Annotated in this window: 21 protein-coding genes; 8 read left to right on the top strand and 13 right to left on the bottom strand. The window is 43.6% G+C overall.

Annotation, left to right across the window (positions count from 1 at the left end; translation table 11 throughout):
• From QVA83_RS04035 to QVA83_RS04020, 4 genes are all read left to right on the top strand, one after another.
• On the top strand, positions 1–1007 hold a 1007-nt coding region (locus tag QVA83_RS04035), incomplete at its 5' end, for an ABC transporter permease subunit (protein ID WP_287498142.1).
• Between the two features lie 48 nt (positions 1008–1055).
• Positions 1056–1685: an ATP-binding cassette domain-containing protein gene (locus tag QVA83_RS04030; protein ID WP_014949285.1), complete on the top strand. Its 630-nt coding sequence runs from the start codon at positions 1056–1058 to the stop codon at positions 1683–1685.
• A 76-nt stretch (positions 1686–1761) separates the two neighbouring features.
• Positions 1762–2427: a CDP-alcohol phosphatidyltransferase family protein gene (locus QVA83_RS04025; protein WP_156078291.1), complete on the top strand. Its 666-nt coding sequence runs from the start codon at positions 1762–1764 to the stop codon at positions 2425–2427.
• A 72-nt stretch (positions 2428–2499) separates the two neighbouring features.
• Positions 2500–3369 (top strand): sterol desaturase family protein, encoded by an 870-nt coding sequence (locus QVA83_RS04020; RefSeq protein ID WP_156078292.1) that lies wholly within the window; start codon positions 2500–2502, stop codon positions 3367–3369.
• 26 nt (positions 3370–3395) lie between these two features.
• On the opposite strand, the gene QVA83_RS04015 is transcribed toward QVA83_RS04020, so the two are convergent.
• The 3 genes from QVA83_RS04015 to QVA83_RS04005 form a co-directional block, all read right to left on the bottom strand.
• Positions 3396–4154, bottom strand: coding sequence for a DNA/RNA non-specific endonuclease (locus QVA83_RS04015; RefSeq protein ID WP_014949288.1), 759 nt, complete (start codon positions 4152–4154; stop codon positions 3396–3398).
• Positions 4155–4485: 331 nt separating this feature from the next.
• A complete protein-coding gene (locus QVA83_RS04010) occupies positions 4486–5541 on the bottom strand; it encodes an alcohol dehydrogenase family protein (RefSeq protein ID WP_156078293.1) in 1056 nt (351 codons plus the stop codon).
• A 64-nt stretch (positions 5542–5605) separates the two neighbouring features.
• Entirely contained in the window at positions 5606–6124 is a 519-nt protein-coding gene (locus tag QVA83_RS04005; protein ID WP_039229544.1) for a TetR/AcrR family transcriptional regulator, read from the bottom strand.
• Positions 6125–6402: 278 nt separating this feature from the next.
• On the opposite strand from QVA83_RS04005, the gene QVA83_RS04000 reads away from it, so the two are divergent.
• Positions 6403–7149, top strand: coding sequence for a hypothetical protein (locus QVA83_RS04000; protein ID WP_156078294.1), 747 nt, complete (start codon positions 6403–6405; stop codon positions 7147–7149).
• A 50-nt stretch (positions 7150–7199) separates the two neighbouring features.
• A complete protein-coding gene (locus tag QVA83_RS03995; protein WP_156078295.1) occupies positions 7200–8006 on the top strand; it encodes a DUF3307 domain-containing protein in 807 nt (268 codons plus the stop codon).
• 117 nt (positions 8007–8123) lie between these two features.
• On the opposite strand, the gene QVA83_RS03990 is transcribed toward QVA83_RS03995, so the two are convergent.
• Positions 8124–8954, bottom strand: coding sequence for a DUF4437 domain-containing protein (locus QVA83_RS03990; protein WP_156078296.1), 831 nt, complete (start codon positions 8952–8954; stop codon positions 8124–8126).
• Between the two features lie 188 nt (positions 8955–9142).
• Between QVA83_RS03990 and QVA83_RS03985 the strand changes: the two genes are divergently transcribed.
• A complete protein-coding gene (locus QVA83_RS03985) occupies positions 9143–10102 on the top strand; it encodes a LysR family transcriptional regulator (protein ID WP_156078297.1) in 960 nt (319 codons plus the stop codon).
• Between the two features lie 246 nt (positions 10103–10348).
• On the top strand, positions 10349–11575 hold the full coding sequence (locus QVA83_RS03980) for a hypothetical protein (RefSeq protein ID WP_156078298.1): 1227 nt from the start codon (positions 10349–10351) through the stop codon (positions 11573–11575).
• Between the two features lie 82 nt (positions 11576–11657).
• Here the strand turns inward: QVA83_RS03980 and QVA83_RS03975 are convergent, their stop codons facing one another.
• The 9 genes from QVA83_RS03975 to xisR all read right to left on the bottom strand — a co-directional run bounded on the left by QVA83_RS03975 (position 11658) and on the right by xisR (position 20701).
• Positions 11658–13853, bottom strand: a complete 2196-nt coding sequence (locus QVA83_RS03975) for a TonB-dependent siderophore receptor (protein ID WP_156078299.1) — start codon at positions 13851–13853, stop codon at positions 11658–11660.
• Positions 13843–15153 (bottom strand): DUF3526 domain-containing protein, encoded by a 1311-nt coding sequence (locus QVA83_RS03970; protein WP_156078300.1) that lies wholly within the window; start codon positions 15151–15153, stop codon positions 13843–13845. The genes QVA83_RS03975 and QVA83_RS03970 overlap by 11 nt, the downstream gene beginning before the upstream one ends.
• Positions 15150–16592, bottom strand: a complete 1443-nt coding sequence (locus QVA83_RS03965; protein ID WP_287498141.1) for an ABC transporter permease — start codon at positions 16590–16592, stop codon at positions 15150–15152. The genes QVA83_RS03970 and QVA83_RS03965 overlap by 4 nt, the downstream gene beginning before the upstream one ends.
• Entirely contained in the window at positions 16589–17311 is a 723-nt protein-coding gene (locus tag QVA83_RS03960) for an ABC transporter ATP-binding protein (protein ID WP_061485774.1), read from the bottom strand. The genes QVA83_RS03965 and QVA83_RS03960 overlap by 4 nt, the downstream gene beginning before the upstream one ends.
• A gap of 244 nt (positions 17312–17555) precedes the next feature.
• Positions 17556–18050, bottom strand: a complete 495-nt coding sequence (locus tag QVA83_RS03955) for a hypothetical protein (protein WP_061485775.1) — start codon at positions 18048–18050, stop codon at positions 17556–17558.
• A complete protein-coding gene (locus tag QVA83_RS03950) occupies positions 18050–18703 on the bottom strand; it encodes a hypothetical protein (RefSeq protein ID WP_061485776.1) in 654 nt (217 codons plus the stop codon). Before QVA83_RS03950 ends, QVA83_RS03955 begins: the two co-directional genes overlap by 1 nt.
• 4 nt (positions 18704–18707) lie before the next feature.
• The gene (locus QVA83_RS03945) at positions 18708–19439 is read right to left on the bottom strand and encodes a hypothetical protein (RefSeq protein WP_061485777.1); all 732 of its coding nucleotides are present in this window, start codon (positions 19437–19439) and stop codon (positions 18708–18710) included.
• A gap of 11 nt (positions 19440–19450) precedes the next feature.
• Positions 19451–20374 carry a site-specific integrase gene (locus QVA83_RS03940; protein ID WP_061485778.1) on the bottom strand — a complete coding sequence of 308 codons (924 nt, stop codon included), beginning with the start codon at positions 20372–20374 and terminating at the stop codon, positions 19451–19453.
• Positions 20375–20518: 144 nt separating this feature from the next.
• Positions 20519–20701, bottom strand: a complete 183-nt coding sequence (gene xisR / locus QVA83_RS03935) for an excisionase family protein (protein ID WP_061485779.1) — start codon at positions 20699–20701, stop codon at positions 20519–20521.
• Positions 20702–20725: the final 24 nt, after the last annotated feature.

Here is a 20725-nt window from a genome sequence, read left to right as displayed (position 1 = left end):
GGTTTAATCATATTGATTTGTCCATGCGACTGCTTGCAAGTAGCGCTGCTGTGGTTCAGGTGGCAGTTTCAGCCGTGGCGGTACTGTTGTTTTTTGGTATAGAGCGATTAGTGACTTACACCGGTAAGCGCAGCCTTTCAGGTGGAAATCGATATTTTGCAGATACTGCGCTACGCGCATGTGGTTTTACCGTTATGGCAGTTTACATCATCTTGATTTGCACAGTGGTATACACGGTTGTTGTGTACTCCTTTGCTAAGCAATGGCATTTCCCGTTGTTATTGCCAGAGGGGCTAACACTACTGCATTGGAATACGGCAACAAGTGCGCTGACAACACCGCTTATTAATACCTTGTTGCTTGGAGTGCTGGTGAGTACAACTTCATTGGTACTTGTTTTATTTACGCTGGAAAGCGAACAGTTAAAGCCAGCGCGTGCTGTTGCTGAGAATGCATTTTCTGTCTCTCTATTTTTGCCTCTATTGGTACCTGGCGTAGCTTTCCTATATGGTCTGGTCTGGTTCCAGCAGCTTGTTTTTCAAAACGCCGTATGGTTTCACACCTATGTAGCGCACATGGTTTATGTTTTGCCTTACGTGTTTTTATCGATGGCGGTGGCGTATAGGAAGTTCGACAACCGATACGCCATGGTGGCGAAGAGCTTGGGCAAAACGCCGTGGCAGGTGTTTTATCATGTTAAGCTGCCTTCGTTGTTCAGCGCCATTATGGTGGCATGGGCGTTGGGGCTGGCAATTAGTTTTAGCCAGTATTTACCTACCTTGCTGGCGTCTGGCGGGACGCTCCCTACTGTTACTACCGAGGCTGTAGCGTCAGTATCGGGGAGCAGTACGCGACTTACTGCGGTGTATGTCATTATTCAAGCGGTAATGCCGTTAATTGGCTTTATGATCGCTTGGTACATGCCTGCAGTTGCAACGAGAAGACGAAGTAAGCAAATGCTGGTATCAGATACTCACAGCAATCGTTCCGCAGACCCGGTGCAGTAAAAGCGCATGGCTAACATAAGAGCAAAAACTACAAGGGCGTAATTTATAGTGCTTAGTTTAGAAAACATCGTTATTTATCGCGATGACAAGCCGCTGCTTCAGTTAAGTGCTGAGGTAGCAAAGGGAGAAGTGCTGACCGTTATGGGACCTAGCGGCGCAGGTAAGTCTACTTTACTTCAAGCCATCGCCGGACAGCTTCAGGCCCCCTTTAGCGTTACTGGACAAATTAAAATTAACCACGTGGTGATAAACGAAATCGATGCGCACCTTCGCAAAGTGGGTATTATGTTTCAAGATGCGCTTTTATTTGAACACATGACCGTGGGCGAAAACATTGCGTTCGCTATGCCTGATAAGGCATATAAAAACAAGCAATTGAAACACGACGCCATAAACGCGTTATTAGTGGCCGTCGAACTTGACGGCATCGCTGACCGGACTGTGAATACGCTCTCTGGTGGTCAGCAGGCCAGAGTAAGCCTTATCAGAACGTTAGCTTCTGAGCCTGATGTGGTATTGCTTGACGAGCCGTTCAGCAAACTAGACGTAGCCCTTCGAAGTCAAATTCGCAGCTGGACGTTTTCGCAGCTAAAAGCACGTAATATTCCCGCAGTATTAGTGACACACGATAAAGATGATGCGCTAGCCGCAGGCGGTAACGTCATAGAAATTTTATAGCGGTATTACATAGGTGCTGCCGAAGGTAGTACTGAAATAGTAAAAAAATACTGCAGAGCGAGTAAAGAGACATGTCATGTTAGATGCCAAAGTTACCCCTTTTATAAAGCCACTTTTAAAACCGTTGATAAAAGCGCTAGACAGCAAGGGCGTTACCCCAAATCAGGTTACGCTTGCCGGGTTTGTCATCGGTGTTCTTGCGCTTCCCTTTATTATTCTTAACTGGTGGAATATGGCGCTAGCCTGCATCATATTGAATCGTGTTTTTGATGGAATTGACGGTGAATTGGCGCGCTATCAGCAAAGTAGCAGTAGTGCGGGTGGTTTTTTAGATATTTGCTTAGATTTTCTATTCTACGCTTCTATTCCTTTGGCGTTTGGCATTGCTAACCCTCAAGAGTGGGGCATACCAGCAATGGTGCTGTTAGCTACCTTTATTGGCACTGGCAGCAGTTTTTTAGCCTTTGCCATTGCAGCAGAGAAGTTTCAAATAGATAGGCCCCAGTTTGCTAACAAAAGCTTTTATTATATGCAGGGGTTAACCGAAGGCACTGAAACCATTTTTGTGTTTTTGGCGTTCTGTATTTGGCCGCAGTATTTTGCAACGCTTGCCTATGTGTTCGCTGCAGCCTGTGCCGTAACAGTCATTACTCGCATAGTAGGGGGCTTTTCTACGCTTCATAGGGTAGAGCGCGACGCTGCTAAGTCAGAACGTACAGTGCCTTCTTCAGGTTATGAATGATGGTGAAAGTTCTCGTAGCAGTAAAAGTAATCTGAATTTTGAAAGTAATTAACGTGATAAAGGTAATTTGCTTTGGATAATACCGCGGTTATTCGCTTAAGCGTATTTCTTGGCGTTTTTGTGCTTATGGCAGTACTTGAAGCACTGTTGCCAGCGCGTGAAGCCGTGCTTAGTAGGAAAACACGCTGGTTGGGTAACTTGTCCATGGTGGTAATGGGGGCACTAGTATCGCGTATTTTGCTTCCGGCCACACTCGTCGGTGTGTCTTTATGGGCGCAGCAGAAAGGCATAGGTGTGTTCAACGTTTTACTGGATGCCGTGCCGGCTGATGCCTCAAGCTCTAATCAACTGCTAAACAGTGGTGAGCCTCTCAGTAATTCTTCAACGTATCTTGTTCATATAGCCATCGTAACCTTAAGTGTTTTACTACTTGATATGCTTATCTATTGGCAGCACCGACTTTTTCATACCGTGCCTATGTTGTGGCGCTTTCATAAAATGCATCATGCCGATAGTCATGTCGACACCACTACAGGCCTTCGCTTTCATCCAGTTGAAATTGCTATGAGCTTGGGGATTAAAGCCGGGGCGGTAGTGATACTAGGCGTGCCAGCTATTGCTATTATTATCTTTGAAGTAGCGCTAAATGGCTTTGCCCTTTTTAATCATGCCAATATTAGGTTGCCACAAAAGTGGGATGATAGAATTGGGCTTGTGCTAATCACACAGCGCTTACATCGCATTCACCATAGCCAGGCTAAAAATGAATCTAATTCTAACTATGGCTTTAGCGTATCGTGGTGGGATAGGCTCTTTAATAGTTTTACGCCTCGCGCTGCGTTTAGCGACGAAACATTGCCCATTGGTCAAAAAGACGTGCCAGCCACTAAGAAGAACGCAAGTATCATTGCGCTTTTACAGCAGCCATTTAAAAAGAGGTAGGCATCCCTGCCTTTTTAGATGGGTTATTAACAGCCGAGCGCAGCGGTTAAGCCTCCTAATCCCCCTTCAACAGCATTTTCTTTATAGCTTGGTAGTGACGGCATAATGTTTAGACCTGTTCTGGATTCAACTTCATTAACCGTTACCTCAGTTGCGCAAAAGTTATCACTGCGAGCTGCGTTTTGCTCTAGGATGAAAGCAGAGGCTTCCACCCAGCCGTTAACATCGGTAATGACGACTTTAAAATATCCACTAGGAATGCTGTGCGACTCATCTGCCTCTGGCAGAGTAGCGAAATACCACTCATATAACGGCCCAGAAACCACATAAACGTCTTGCCCAGTTCTCACTACATCACGCACCGCATTTTCTAGATCCACCCAAGGACCTTGGTTTAGGTCTGAATCTTGAGGTGTAATGTTTGATAAATAATTTAACATTTGCCAATCGGCTGTGTTGCTGAACGAAGCAAGAGGAACTTGATGGCCGCGGTCAGTGCCAATTGTAGCCCATGCTCCGCTGTAATCGTTCGGCTCTAAAGTATTCGCAGAGTTAATTGAAGGGTCAGCTTTCCAATTACGACTTCTTGATGGGCCGTCAATAGTGCTTGGGGTTACATGATAGGCCACCCAGTTGGCGAACTTTGTTTGTGCATTATTGTTTAGGGTGTAAATGGAACGGGTAATGGTTTGTCCAGATTGACCAGTGGGGCAGTTGTAAACACAGTTATCAGCAAACGCATTAAATGCGCAAATTGTTAGTGTGAACGCGATGAGCTTTTTCATTATATTTCCTTTTGTTTTTAGACGCCTGCGTTTTACAGGCTGTACCAAAGTACAGGTCTAAAATGTCAGGAAATAGTACCTAATGTTACAAAGAGTACAAAAACAAATACCTATGTTTGAAAACGCGATTAGCAGTGGCTTTTCTTATAATGCCCTGGCTTGTAGAACAATCCGACGAAGCACGTTATCGCGCAAGATATGCTGGCAGAAAATTATGCTCAGCTGTGTAAGAATTAGTGTTAAGAGCTTCGCCAAGCATTTACTCGGCGAAGCTCATAGGAACGCCCGTCGTCAAAGGACTTTGGTTTATGTTCTCTCGGGCATATCGACGTTATTTGGGCTGTAACGTCAATACCATCTTACCAATGTGTTTTTTCTGCTCAAACTCTTGCTGCGCTAGGTGTATTTCACTTAGTGGGAATGTGCTCGATACTAGTGGTTTAATATTGCCTGCTTCGATGTGTTTTACTAAGTTGGCAAATACATCGTGTCCTAAAATAGTGCAGCCTAACAGGGTTAAATCTTTCAAATACAGAGTCCGAACATCCAAAGAAACGTCGTGACCAGCAATTGCGCCCGACGTAGCATAGCGGCCAAACGGTTTTAGGATCTCAAGTAGCTCAGGCCATCGTGGGCCCGCAACAAGGTCGATAACAACGTCGAACGGCTCGCTTTCTGCCATGTGTTGCCAATCTTCATCACGCAAAACGGTCTTGTCGGCGCCTAATGCTTGTATGGCTGATTGCTTTTGTTCGCTGGTTACTGCAACAACATAGGCGCCACGTGCTTTAGCGAGTTGTACGGCAGCTGAGCCTACGCCGCCCGAGGCACCGGTTATAAATACTCGCTCACCTGTTTTTACGTTTGCTCTGTGCAGCATGTTTTCGGCTGTAGAGTAAGAGCAGGGGAACGAGGCTAGTTCCACATCTGTCATCGTTGAATTTACTGCATGGGCGTGGCGCGATGCGACTTTAGTAAACTGTGCGAAACCTCCATTGCATTCCGAGCCGAAATACCAAGGGGTACTTAGCGGTTTACTGTCAACTTCTACCAAACAAGGCTCAATGATGACGCGTTCACCAATACGTTCTTTGCTCACGTTATTACCCACAGCGGTAATATAGCCACATACGTCGGCGCCTTGAATTAGAGGTAGGTTTAACGCATTGCCGGCCCATCCAGCATCTTCTGCATTGTTGTCGCCTTTGGAATACCAACCTTTTCGCGTATTTAAGTCGGTGTTGTTTACCCCCGCAGCGCGTACTTCAATAAGTACATCGTTGTCGCTGAGTGTAGGCAAAGGTATGTTTTCGTTAAATGTAAGCGCGTCGAGAGCGCCATGTTTGGTTAACTGCACGCCGTACATTTCATTTGGCAATGATTTCATATTGTCCTCCAGAATTTTTGCTTTAGACGAGAAAGGTAATGGTTGATGCAAGTGCTAAGAAGGGCTAATCAAGTAGCACTGTTAGTGCGCCTTTCGCTGCGGTTAACGCTTCATCACCAATCGTTGGCCATGCTGATGACATGCCCTCATGTAGCAGGAACACGCTGTTTGAAAGGGCTGGGTCTTCGAGCTTTTCATTCAGCCACGTTAGCACCGCGTGTTTGTGGTTGTTCACAGCGGTTTCAATTTGAAGGTTATTGGGGTAACTCGCCAAAGCCTGCAATGACATGCAACCTCTGGGAGCGAATGTCGTTAGCCACACCGACAAGCGTTCAAATATGTGGTTAATTGCTTCGTTACGCGTCGAGGGACAGTTTTCTTCCAGAAACGCGATGTAACGGCTGTGACGATAGTCAAGCGCGCCAATAATCATGTCTTCTTTTGAAGGGAAGTATTTGTACAAGGTTTTAAGTGTGGTGCCAGTGTAGTCCTTGAGTTTAGCCACATTAGGCTCTGCGAATCCGTAAAGGGCAAAAGCTTGCTCTAGTTTCGAAGCTAACTCAGATTGTTTGGGCGCGGTCATACCGGGTCTCCTCGAAAGCGTTTGTTATTTTCGTCTGCTTGGCACATCGCTTGTTATCCAATTAAACAGATTTTAAGTAGAATGAATATTCTACTCTAGGGTAGAATAAGTATTCTACTTAATCAACAGCCGCTATACGTTCTTTGTTATATTTTGCTTTCCGTTACGCAATTTAGTCACATGTGAATTTGTGATTAATAATAATCACATTTTGCTGTGTGATTGTTTTTGAATTTGAGATGGTAGCGTGTCATAGTGGACCCCTGAACGGGAAAAAAGTGTCTATTGAAAGTAGAAAAGACAACGCGGCGCATAGTGAAATGACAAGAAAGAGTGCTTTAACAAGCAATACAAAAAAGCGCGCTGGTGTGATTACCGGTGACGTCTCCAACTCTCAGTCTTATTCTGATGCTGAATTCAGAGAGATAATTGCTACGCTGAGAGAGCGTTTAACATACTACGCCGAGTACTACGGTGGAGACTTTGATATTTATCGAGGAGACGCATTCCAGCTAGTTGTTGCACAACCACAGCATAGCATTGCAGCCGCAGTTGGATTGCGGCTAGCTCTTAAGGCGCACGCTTCAGGTGTGGACGTGCGAATGAGTGTTGCTGTGGGAGAAGCGCAATTTCGCCCTTCAGAAGTAAAAACTGGGACTGGAGACGCGTTTGTGTTGTCAGGACGAGGGTTAGATAACATAAAGCCGCACCATCTTACTTTTTGTAGCGGTGAACAAACACTCGACGACAAAACGCAGCTCTTAACACGTTTTGCCGACGCGCATATCAATGGACTGACACAAACCCAGTCGCAAACCTTACTCGCGTATCTTGAAGCCACGGATAAGAGCCATGAAAGTGTAGCGGCCATACTAGATAAGAATCGCAGCAATGTAAGTCGAATTCTCAATGCCAGTAACTATAAACTGATAGCAGAATATCTCGACTATATGGAGAGAGCGCTCATTTTATGGGTTCAAGGTGGAACCTCATTAAAAACGGAACAATTGACCAAGGAATACTAACGTGATGACGGGTTATACAAAAAACATAATGCTTGTGATAGGAGAGCCACATGCTTGCTGAACCTCAACTGCTGGTGGCACTTGTGTTAGCGCATCTATTAGCAGACTTTTATTTTCAACCGTTTACCTGGGTACAGCAAAGAAACGAACGACACGCACTGGCTTTGCCCTTATACCTACACGCAATCATTCACGGTATACTCGCGGCAGCAGCAATGTTCTCGTTTTCATCAACGATAAGTATCGCAAGTGTAGGTATTGGGGCAATTGTAGTCGCCGTTTCTCACTTCAAAATTGACGTGATTAAATCGTATTGTAAGCAAAACACTACATCTTTTGTTGTCGATCAAATAGCGCACATTGTCGTGATCTTTGGCGTATTTTTGTATGCCACCAACCAGTGGCGCGAGGCAGTGGGACTACTTCAGCAGGTAGGTACATCGCATCTATTAGTGGTCTTAGCCTATTTGGCGGTACTCAAGCCCAGTTCAGTTATTATTAAACAGCTGCTGTCGCCTTGGAGCGATGAAGTATTGGCTAACAAAATGCCGTCTTCTCATCCCAATGACCCGCCCACAATAAGTACAGAGGCACAACAAACTTTATCACTGGCAGGTCAACGAATTGGCTATTTAGAGCGCGTACTCATGCTTACCTTTGTATTGTTAAATCAATTTTCTGCCATAGGTTTTCTTATTGCGGCTAAATCTATATTTCGCTTTGGCGACCTCACTAAACACCAAGACAGAAAGCTAACTGAATATGTACTTTTGGGCACCTTCACCAGTGTGGCGATGACCTTTGCCATTGGCTTGGCATGCGCAGCGGCATTAGGGCAATTACCCATAAAGTCTTAGCAAACCTCCTTAACGTACTGCTTTTGCAAAGGCTTGTTGACTATGATTGCTGAACACCTAGAAAATACGCGAAGCAAGCGTGGAAATGCCCCGCGTAAGTGAGCTGAAAAAAGCGTACTAATCTGTAACGCTAAATTTTGACGACGTTCTTACGTATACAATGGTTTCGCTTTGGTTTGCGCTTTCAACAGAATGGTGTGCGGCAGTTGATGATTCAATGTAACTTCCTGCGTTTAATTCAATCTGTCTGGGGGTATTGTTTTGGGTATAATTGATACTTCCCTTGATAACCACTGCCTTAAATTCATCACCATTAGATTTTATTGAACCTTTAAATCCTTTTGGAAGCTTGACAAGGGTACCGTATACACTACTTGTCTCGCCCCACAAATAGGCAACAGAAACACCGTCGGCCGCTATATTTACAAGGTCGCTTTTTTGCAGCCACACCATATTGTCTGCGTGAACGTTGATTGGCCTTTCACCGTTGTCAAAATGTTCTTTTGATGGCTTTACAAGGTATGGGCCTTCATCAATTTCCAGGTAAATCAGGTTGGTTTTGTCGTTTGCTGCAGTCGTGTGAGCTTCACCTGCAGGTTGAGTCCAAAACGAACCTGTTGGCATCCACATCTTTGCTGCGTTTGGATCGTCATTGTGCATTTCACCTTCAATCACAATACCTCTATAGGTTATGTTGTGAATGTGCGGTGGCGATTCAAAGCCTTTGTTAAATCGCACTAACATCCCCGTTGCCGTGTCTTTTGTTCGGTCTCCCCACAAGTCTGCTGCCCCGGGGCTTTTGTCGCCACGGGCTGGGTTCAAGTAACCCCATTCTACATCCTTGGCTGCAATAACGTTGTCTTGTGCGTGTGCGCCGGGTACAAGAAGAAAACAGGTGCTCAATAATAGCGATGCTACTGTCAGCTTGCTTCGGTTCGTTGGTTTCATTCAAACCTCCTAATTGTTGGTCGTAGGTTGTATTTAACAGACAGGCACAGTCTATTATTTCGAATAAGTCTCATAAACGACCAAAATCAATAAAGACTTTCCTGAAAATGTGGATAATAGAGGTGATCCATTTTGCTTTGTCTTTTTCGCCTTGAAATCAAAAGAGTGAAATAAACGTTGAGGGAAGTATGAAAACCGAAGACCTGTCTGTGTTCGTAAAGGTGGCTGAAGTGGGCTCGATAACCACTGCTGCGATAAAACTTGATATTAGCTCATCTGCTGCAAGTATGGCGGTTAAACGTTTAGAAGAGCAGCTTGGCGTAGCGCTATTTGTGCGAAGTACACGCAAAATTCGATTGTCACCTGAAGGAGAGCAGTATTTGCCTATGGCAAAGCAGGCACTCGACACCTTACAGCAGGGCCTTGCATTAGTGACAGAGCAGAAGCAGAGCATTCATGGTGAGCTTCGCATGGCGATGTCTTCGGAAATGGGTCGCAACTTAATGCGTGAACTGCTAAATAAAGTGCAACGCGAAAATCCAGAACTTTCATTGCGATTACATGTGAGCGACAGTCGGGTGGACTTCTACCGCGATGGTGTAGATGTAGCACTTAGAGCCATGACAAAAGAAGCGGTTAAAGAATCGCAGATGTATGGTTTTAAAGTGTGCAATATTCCGCATGTGATTTGCGCGTCTCCCGATTATTTAGAAAGAAACGGTGAGCCTACAACTTTGACTGATTTAGCGCAGCACAACGCACTTCTTTATAAGCTCTACGACCAAACCCACAATACGTGGGAACTTATCAACGAGGGCGAGAGAGTTAAAGTGAAAGTGAACAGTAATCGCGCTGTGAATGACGGTGATATTGTTCGACGCTGGTGCGTAGATGGAGAGGGGATCGCTAAAAAGTCATGTATAGACGTTGCGGAGGATTTACTGAGCGGAAAGCTGCAGCGTATTTTGATTGGTTACCACGTACCGCTAACTGAAATGTGGCTCATGCTGCCTAGCCGACATCTTATTACGCCAGCGGTAAGATTAATTAGAGATGAATTAAAACAGGTTATTGAAAGTAAGCGTCAACGTCTTATCAATACATATATTCTGACAGAGCGAGAGTGGCCTGTCTCCAATGAAATTTGAGCTCGTTTTTAGATACTCATTTGTTTCGATGCTAAGTGACTAAAAAATAAACTAAAAACAGAATCTTATAATTGAAAAAAAGACTGGAATATCCTTTAATAGTGCTCGCAAGGGATTGCGACATTTTAATAGTACACTCAACTATGCAGGACGGCATGGTGAAGTCTCGTCATGTGCAATCCTTTGTTTTCATAAAAAAGCTTCAGTTCTAAATATTTTAGCTAAAGCGAAAAACAGAGAAAACACATGAATGCAAAACTATTAGTTCCATCTTTATTAGCAGTTTCACTTCTTACTGCGTGTGGTAGTACACCACCCTCGCCAGAAGAGCAGGCAATGGCGAACCAAATGAAGCAGGCGTTTCTTGCGAAAATTCAAGGCATGTCCTTACCTGTTGCAGCCCAACAGCAACAGCAAGCTGCACCCCAGCCGGAAATCGTTATCAGTGCGACTGAACTTACAGCACAAAAACAGAAAATTGACGAAACCGGCGGAGCAGCGATTTTTTATCGTAAGAAAGATGGCATCATGATAGATGGGGAGATGTTTCATGACTTCGAAGGACAAGTTGCCAACTTCGGAGGTAATAGATTTACTGGTGAGTTTACCTATGCGGTAGAAAATTTCGATGGCTCATTTACACTCAAATATCACAAAGCCAAATCAACTGAAGCACCTATAAAAATTGCAACAGTGTGGAAGCGTGGTGACCGGTATGAAGTAAAAACAGTTACTGGAAAAACTGCAACAGGTAGTAGTGTAATTCCTACTTCAGACGGTTTTATTATTGGCCGTCCGGGGTCTGCTTTTCGCTATTTTATAGACAATGATAACGTAAAAAATATAACACTCTTAGATAACTACCACATCGCTAAACATCAGAAAGGCGATGCTGCATCTACAGGTTTTATTTTGTTAGAGAAAGATCCTCGAGACAAAGGCGACAGCGTGGGCGGATTGCTAGACTCCTTTAAAGAAATAGGTAATACGTTTGGACTTAACAAGTTTGATGACTATGTTTTAGTTAGCCTAGACGGAAAGACCATCGTTCCAATGGATGTTGGATTAGGAGGTAAGGATGTTGCAGAATACTCAAACTGCGAACGTCAAAATGCTGTGATGAACAAGTGCGAAAACGTGGATTTCAAAGAGTCGCTTTACACAAAACTTGGCTTACCTAATTACAGTCACTATTTCTGGTCAATCAATTGGGTACAAACGCAGTCAGGTCCACTGGCTATATACAGAACGTCGACGAAAATTAAAATTGTCGATATCAACAATAATCAGGTTCACACTGCATTTTCGCGCACCTTAGGTGTAAACGAGTTTGATATCATTGAAAACGCTGACGGAACTACTGGTATAGAAGCAAGACTCGGATTTTCTAAAGAGAAAATTAACGATATAGAGTCATTTATCAAGAATAATACGTCTGACATCGAGCCAATCCAGACTTTACAAAACTCTTAATTTACACAAAAATTAAACATTCAAAAGTCGTAGTAAGGAAGCGGTAATAAGTCCCGCTTCCTTTTACGTTAAATTCTAGACCTTAAAAGCGATAGGCGGCGGTAAGCCTAAAGCGTTGAGGCGCGCCAGGTTCAACCCACACATCTGCGAAAGAGTTAGTATAAAACTCTTCATCAAACAGGTTATCTACTGCAACTTTAACTGACAAGTTTTCTATAGGCTCTATTTCAGCAAACGCACGAACCGTGGTGTAGCTTGGTAAGTAGAAGTCGGTAGCGGTTTGACCTAAACGCTCATCAACATACAACAGCCCTGAACCGATACGTACTGGCATATCAGCAAATATAAGTCCCTTGCTCAACTGAATGCTCAATTGGTTTTCTGGAACGTTAATTAAAGGATCGCCAGATTCAATGGCTGCAACAAAGTTAGCATCCGCCGCATCGTTTGTACTTTCAGCATCTACGAAGGTGTACGACACCCAAAGCGAAATATCATTTTCAAATTCAGCGTTAATGTCTAACTCAACACCACGGCTACGCGCTTCGCCAGCAGGGGTTAAGAAGAAGCCGTCAGACGCCTCAGGGCTATCATCATAAACAAGGATGTTACTTTGCTCGATATTAAACACGGCGAAGGTGATATCACCCCGTATAGTATTAAACATTGATGTGAGGTCGGCTTTAACACCAATTTCCGCAGACTTCGATTCGTTAGGTTCAAACGGGTTTCCGGCGAAATCCGACCCCGTCAGCTGACGGAAACCTTCACCGTAAGTTGCGTACACACTTGTGGTGTCATCAAACAGATAAACAGCACCCACTTGTGGAGAAAAGCGTGTGTCGTCTTGTGATGTGGTACTTACAGGTGACGCCAGGCGATTATCAATTTCCTGCTCGAACTTATCGAAGCGACCACCCAGCCTAACTTGGAAATTATCAGTGATGTTGATTTGGTCTTGGAAATAGATACCCCACGCTTCCTGAACTTCAAAACGGTCCAAGTTGTCAGACAATTCCACATCTGGAAGTGGTGAGTAATCCGGATTAAAAATATCGACCACTAAGTACTGTTCTAAGTCCAAGTCGTTAATGTCAGTATCGCTTGAAAAGAATGGCGGGCGATAGCGCAGAATAATCTGGTCATTTTCAAACTTATCGTAGTCAGCACCAATAATCACGCGATGTGATAGCGACCCAGTATCGAATTGTCCCGCTATTTCGCCGCGTAAAACGAAGTAATCGGTTTGGAAATTACGGTAGCGCTTAAAACGAGACAACAAAGCTTGATTAGGATCGATAAACAATGTTTGGCGGCCACCAAAGTTGTTTTCTAATGCATTACCCTCGAAAGTGGTATCGCGTAAGCCAGCACCCAAAAGCAGGTTCCATTCGTCAGCAAGTTTATGAGAAACCTCAATTTGATGACCAACCACTTCCGTATCGATGGTGTCGCCATTAGGATCGCCGGTAAAGGTTTCAATTGGCTGGTGGCCCAATTCACCATCGATGGCCACTACGCCACGGTCGAAAGGAATTTTTTGCTCGGTGTATTCGAGTTCGTACGTAACCGTGGTGTCTGCTGATGCTTCCCACGTAACCGATGGATAAAAGCCCAAACGCTCAGTTTCTACTGTATCGCGGAAACTTTCAGCATCTTCATAAAAGCCTACTAAGCGTACACCTACATTTTCAGCACTGCCTGCAACCGATTGTACATCAGCCTCAATGCGCTTTTGTGACCAGCTTCCGTAAGTTGCTTTAATTTCACCACCTTGACGAAACTGGGGGCGTTTTGTAACAAGGTTTACCGCTCCACCTGGTTCACCGCGACCAAACAGCGCAGCTTTAGGGCCTTTTAATACTTCAACATGATCAATGCCAGAAAGATCACGAGGTCCGCCAAATCCGCGTCCTGCGTTAAAACCGTTTACCAGAAACCCGCTAGGTAAGTTTTCGTCACCTGAAAAACCACGAATAGCAAAGCTGTTCCAAAGGCCACCAAAGTTATTTTGTCTGGCTACCGAAGCGGACAAGTCTAAAGCGTCGTTGAGGTTTATAGCGCCTGTATCATTGATGAGACCAAGGTCGATATCCTGCGCTGCTGCCGGCACCTCTTTATACTCAAATGCCCCTTGATACGCACGGTGCATACCATGCACCGTAATTTTCTCTACATCCGCTTCCGATTGAGTATTAGTGTTTTGCGCATTTGCAGGCGCATTCAAAAGCGTTGCGATAGAAAGGGCGAGGGTAAATTTTACCCAACTAGTCTTCATTAGTGTTTTCCTGTGTCTTTCTTATTTTTGGTGAAAATTGAGGTAGCTGTTTAAAACTGGCCGATGAAAACTCCGGGGCTTCAAACAAGTGATGATAGTAGAATTTGCGCAACGACGCATGAAACTCGCGAACATTATTTTCGTAGTTAACCATGGCTTTAACATCGGTATCAGCCGCACTCGTTAATAAGCGTTGCGTTAACAAAGACGGGGATAGCAGAGCAACATAGCTTGCAATTTTATCTTTGCGTAAGGTGGCGGCTTGATAAGCCTCTGAAAGTTCCTTTGCCGATTGGTCGCCAACTTGTTGAAACGCGTAATACCACTTCCAATTAAATGAACTGTCTCGTTGTGGATCAAAGTCGGTTTTATCCGCCCACTGTGGGTGAGTTTCAATAAACGCTTCCCATGTTTGTTCAACAGGTTTGTCCCATGCACTGTTAACGGCTTCTCGCTGCGTGAGCACAATGTCGCCGCCCTCAGGTGTATCGACCGACGCATTAATTATGGTGTGCCCGGTAACTGGCACAATAACCGTTGTGACAAGCCATACGCCTAACATGATTGAAGCTAGGTGCGTGGCGCTGAAATTGGCAAAACGCTTAGCAGCACCTATAGCAAGCACAATAGCGCTCCAAACAATTATGCTGCCAATGACGATGGTACAAACCGTTACTGTTTGAAACACAGACGCGCCATTCACTACACTAAAGGCAATAAACGGAATAAGTGTAACTAGTGCCAAGGGCACCAGGGTTACCAATACGCGTGATGACCAAATAGCATGCGAATTGCGTGCGGTTACATTAAGTAAGTCAAAACGGCGGGCTTCGCGTTCCTTCGCTTTTAAGTCGTAAAGGAGCAAAATGATAAACAGAGGCAACAGCACACTGGTAACGAAAGCAAAGTCAAAACGCCCTAGGAAAGCAAGCTCCGGATTGTCTGTATCGCTTTCATAAATCTGACCTTCTAGCGCTAGCATTCTAATACGGTGCTTCCACGGAAACACATCGCGCTCTCCTACAGCAGCAAACGCCAACGGCGAGGGCGGGGCATATGTCAAATGAAAGGCGTAATAGGCTACCATGCCATAATTAGATTGGTGAGTAAGGACAGCGTTGCGCTCTGTTTCATCTTTATCTAACAAGCGCTCAATAGTGGCTTGCTGTTCTTGCATTTCCGAATAGCCAGACCACAACGACATCGAGCTTAAAAGAAACACGACCAAAAGCGTTAGTTTTATCTGACGATGGCCAAATACGAAACCCGCTTCTCGTTTAATATCGCTATAACGCATCATGGATTTAATCTCCTAACTGCAGCTTGAAGAAGTAGTGCGGTAAGTCCCATCCAAAGCAACAGCTGAATAAAATAAATCAACGCGTTACTAATGCGTGTGCTTCCTGCTTCTGGTTTAAAATCAAACTCTGCTAAGATCGCCCAGTTATCTGCGCCAACCACAGCTTTGTCTGCTGCTTCTTCACTGGCGTTGCGGTTCATATCTAACTTGTAATCGAGTTTTTCAGCGTGAACCTTGTTCAAAGCCTGAACAAACTCAAGTCTTAGCGTTTCCGCTTCCCTTAAAAAGCGGTGGTGTGTCTCGAGGCTAGTTCCCGCAAGGATCGTAGAAATAGAGCGCACCGCAACTGTAGGCGAAAGCCAGCCAAACTGACGTGCTATTTGGGCTTGGTCTAACTCTTCAGTCATGCGGGTTTCAGCAAACTCATTGAGTACTTTGGCTTGTCGACCTTCTGAGTACTGGGCAACAATGCCCCTGAAATTCACGGGTAAGTCATCAACTGAATCTACATTATATTTGGCTAGTAAATCTTCTTTTAGCTTTTTGAATGCAGGGTCGTTAACGTCGTGACCGTCGCCTAAACTTCTAAGCTTTTCTTCCACTTTGAAATCGGCTTCAACTTTTCCTATTGAAGGGGCAATGTTTGTGGCAACGCTGCTCCCTAAACGAGGAAGCAACACACAAGCGCTCATCCAAATGACAACAAGTACCGTGAAGCTAACGCTGCCTTTCTCAAATATGGCCGAGCACGCAGTGACTACCGTGGCCCACAGTAAAAAGTAAACCACATAACTAAGGCAAAAGAGTATTACAACAAGTGCACTTTCGTTTGAAAACGCGACATAAAGACAGGCAAGCAGTAGCGGGAGTAAAAATAGGCTGCTAGCAGTCATAAGCGCCAGAAGCTTCCCCAAGAGCAATTGCCAACGGGTGGTGCCTTGAGAAAGCAGTAAGGTTAGCGTGCCGGCTTCGCGTTCACGAGACACGCTGCCGTAGCCAATTAGAATAATAAATAAAGGTGCAAGAACCAAAGCTAAAAAGCTGGGTGTTAAACTACTAAAGCGTGTAAGCCCTGCGGATTGGCGCTGCTCGGCGAACATCGCACTATTTTGGCGGTGCCCTTCTAAAAATATAGCGTTCCCCGTGTAAGTATCGACACCCGGTTCAATTACGCTCAGTGGAGTGGGGGCTCGAAATACATAATGACCATAATGCACCATGCGATGAGGGTGCTTATCGGGCTGTGCCTCAAAGCGTTGTTCAGCTTCTGTTTGAAGGTGGTCTCTGGTGTGGGCAGCCTCATCGACGTGAAAGGCGTTAACTACCAGTGCAGCTATGGTAAGCATAGCGCCTAGCAATAAAACGGTCGCTGCTACTTTTGTTCGCATCCAATAGCGCCACTGTTCTGCACAAATGATTTTAGCAACATTCAGTATCATACATTACGCCCTGCAAATGCTGCGTGAACGGCTTCAGTATCTATTGGCGTATCGCCAGCGCGCTCGAAGGAACCGGTTAATTTGCCATTACTTAAAAGCACAATTCGATGGGCAACTTGGCAGGCAGCATAAACGTCGTGGGTAACCATAAAAATAGTAGCGCCACCCGCTGCCAGCTCTGACACTAACGCATTAAATTCGTCGATGGCTGCTGGATCTAGCCCAGATGTAGGTTCGTCTAAGAACAGTACAGGCGCATTGCGCAGTAGCGCCAAGGCAATTGCGGTCTTCTGACGCATGCCTTTTGAATAATTAGATAGCGCCTTATTCCACGAATCTTCTTGAAGTGCGACCTTGCGAAGTGCGGCGAACATATCGTCGTCAGACTTATCGACTCCAGCCACTGACAAGAAATAACGAATGTTTTCTACGCCAGAAAGATGGCCATATAAGGTGACAGATTCGGGTAAGTAGGCAACAGACTTTTGAACTTGGTTTGGCTGGGTAGAGGCATTATGCCCTAATACAGTAGCGCTACCGCTACTTGCCTTCATAAGCCCTAAAAAGGTTTTAAAGGTGGTAGATTTACCTGCGCCATTTCCACCTAAAAGTGCAAATACTTCGCCTTTTCCTACATTAAAATTGAGATTGTCTAGAAGCGTGCGATCGTCAACACACACGGTAAGCGCATCCGCGCATATCACTGAATTTGTTTGCATTGTTTGGAGAAGCTATACATTAGAATCGTGCTGCAATGTTATAATATAACCATCTAGATGGGAATAGCTTTTATTTAGGTAGTGTGTGTTTTGTCTTAATTAGAAACAATTTACAAATTTCGGAAGCTGAAACGAAAAAGGCTTGCCGAGTGGCAAGCCTTTGAAATTGGTGGAGCTGGCGGGATTTGAACCCGAAGTTTCATTCATTTTTTCAATGTCTTACGTATTCGAATAGATTTAAATGTCAAGCTACTTTGTCTTGGATGCTGGTAGGAAGCGATTTTAAGTCTAAATCACCTTTATCACATGCTTCTTTAAACATCTTCTTTATTTCACCAACTGAAATACGTTTGTGATTATCATCTTTAACTGTGTCACGAATCATCTCACTAACTATTTTTAACTTTTGTATGTCTAGATTTACTAAATCTCTATGGAGTGTATCAGCTCCTGCTAGCAAAGTGTCTCCAGGCGTTGCTTCAATAGCTAATTCTAAGGCCTCTATGTTTCCAGTATCTAAAACAACATAATCCAATGATGAAATAGAGTCTAAGGACGCTAAGATAGCCATGGCTGCTCTCCGAATATCTTGCTCAGTTTCAGCTATCCAGAAGGATAAAGTATTGTTGGTTGTTCTTAAGCAACTGGTTGGTGCGTCTGCGCTTATTGAATCATCACCAAACTCATTTATCGATTTTTTCCATTTTGATAAAGTTATTTTTCTTACTAAAAAAGGCATCATAGTTCCTGTAGATACAAAATAACGTCCTTAAGATAACAGTTTAACCAATCAAATTTTATAGTCACTGATTCTAAAAAAATTAAACAATCTTTTTCTTCCCAATTCTCAAAAGCTCTTATGCCTGACTCAACGACTTCTTCATCCTTATTTGATAATGCAGCAAGTGCCATAGTTGGCCCCTGAGGTGAAACAATTGAATAATCCATATGGGAGAGCGTTAAAATGATTCCAGAAGCTATAAATGGGTTTTTAAACTCATCAAGAAAAATTTCATTAACTAATTCAAAAATAAATAAAGATCCATACTCTTTTATTTTTGATTCTATTTTATTTTGTAAAAGAGATGTTTTTCCATATTCAAAGACACTTTCTTTGGCACTTTTAAGTAATTCTTGACGAATTGCACGTTTTATTTTTAGTTCATTATAAAAATTATTGTTGGTGTCTGAGATGTAAGAGCGAAATTTTAGATGCTCAGAGGCGCTCAAAGTTATAGGACTTGCGATATTTACTGACAAGTCGGTGTTTATCGGCTGTATGTGGTCTGCAGTTGAAAATCCGAGGTTTTCGTACCCTTTATAGGATGATCCTGAGAGACTATGATATTCATACTGTTTATCAGACTCTATATCACTAAATCTGAATTGCATCTGCCTAAGCCTCCGAATTTACTAATCTGTCTAGGTTGTTCCTCATTTCATTAGCAAATGTGTCAGTTAATTCTAAAAAAGAACGGGAGTGAGATAGCTCAAATCTATCTGCAGTTTTCTCATATTTAGTATTAATATCAATCGTTACCGCTAGAGTATCAAATGGGGTTTCAAGTCCATTATTTACGACTGTGCCTTGAACTCTTTTTAGTGATCGAATTAGGTTCAAATCTTCGTTTAACCCTTCAAAATTGTGAGATTCTGAGACACCATCCCGAAAACTCCATTCGAAAGGAACTCCTCTACATCCTGTATCACTAAAAACTTTATTATGAGTTTCATTTACGTTAATTGAATCTGGATCAAATAAGTATTCATTAATTAATGATAATCTAGTGAACTTCTTGTTATAAATTCTAAGGAATTTTGAAACTATATCTAGACTTGTGGATATGAAATTTTTAGAAAATTCTGCAGCATCAAACGGGAAACTCTGACATCTTTTGGTTATAACAATTTTCTCACTCTGAAATTCCACTACGACATTCAAACTATCAATTTGTAATTGAGGTCTTAACGATACGCCGGTTGGTGAAACTTCCTGGAATGTCGAAGGAATTATATCTAGATCACCGAAGGCGTCCATCAACCCCTTGAAAGTTCCTTTGTTCTTGGCATCAAGTTCGCGCAAATTACAAAAGAATGAAGAAGAAAGTTTATATTCAAATTTGTACATTATATTTCCATTTAAAAAGTGTTTTTACCTGGGAGCCATCGTCCATAAACTTTCCTTATCATGCCCCAGTCAGTGTACCCCATCTGCGCGGCTACCCAGAGCGGGTTTTTTCCTTTTGACAACATCATTGATGCATATGTATGTCTGCAGTTGTATGGACTGCGGTAACACACGTTAGCATTACTCAATGCAGGACGCCAAATATACTTGCGCAACCCTTCTGCATTTTTGAAGGGAGCTTCAGTGATGGGGTCGATGAATACCTTTTTCAATGAGCCGTTGAATAATACTAAAAATTGTAATGCCGAAAACGAATCATCATTCATCTCGACAGTTCTGATGCTCCCTCGAGTTTTAGGTTCCTTTTCGATGCCTCTACTGACTGATTTTCGGACATGTATAACTCTTTTGTCAAAGTCTATATTCTCCCAATCTAAAGCAACCAGCTCACCGGTCCTGAGCCCTGAATATATTGCGAGTTTGTACATGCTGGAATAGGGCTCCTCTAGTGCGTCTAGAATTCTCCCTATTTCATCGAAGGTAAAGGGCTTAGGCTCGTTGTGAACTTGTTTGAATCGCTCAACTCTGTCTATGGGATTTTCTTTTATTACTCCATCATAATATGCTCTTTTGAAAATTTGTTTAAATACGCTTCTAGTTTCGTTTATTGATTTTCCTGAAAGTAGACTAGCAGATGCCCATTCATCAAACATACTGGCCTTGAATTCCGTCAGCAGCAAATGCCCCCAATTGGGCTTGATATAACTATTGTACTTCTGCGAGTAACCACGAATCGTAGTGTGCGACCAGTTGCGCTGTTTTTGCTTAAACCAGATGCTTGAATAATCATCTATCGTACAGTTGCATCCTGTATCGAAAGCTTTTTGAATGATTTTGCTGTTCGGGAAACGATCAGCAATAGATTTGTCGTTCATACTGATCGCAAACTTGTAAACAGGCTTCCTGTTCTTCTATTCGTTTCACTGCGGCTTTGTTTTGTGGGGAAGGGATGGTTTCTCTATATCGCTGATGCCCCAAAGTAAAGTCGATCACGTATCCGCCTTTAACTGCTTTAACACTCACTTGCTGTTCTCCTTAAACCATTGATTAACCATCTCGACAACGAATATCAGTTTGCCGTCTGGTGCTTTGAAATAATGTTCGTTGCGCGTCCACACGCCTTTCTTAACCTTCATGTGGATCGCGACTTTCGTATAGCCTGTTAGTTCAGAAAGCTTTTCAGTAGTAACCATTGTGTTCATTTGTGTATCTCCGTATTAAGACGG

Source organism: Alteromonas sp. AO-Serp, from assembly GCF_017849675.1.
In the GTDB taxonomy this organism is placed as follows: Bacteria; Pseudomonadota; Gammaproteobacteria; order Enterobacterales; family Alteromonadaceae; genus Alteromonas; species Alteromonas macleodii.
This window is presented reverse-complemented; position numbering and strand designations above follow the sequence as displayed.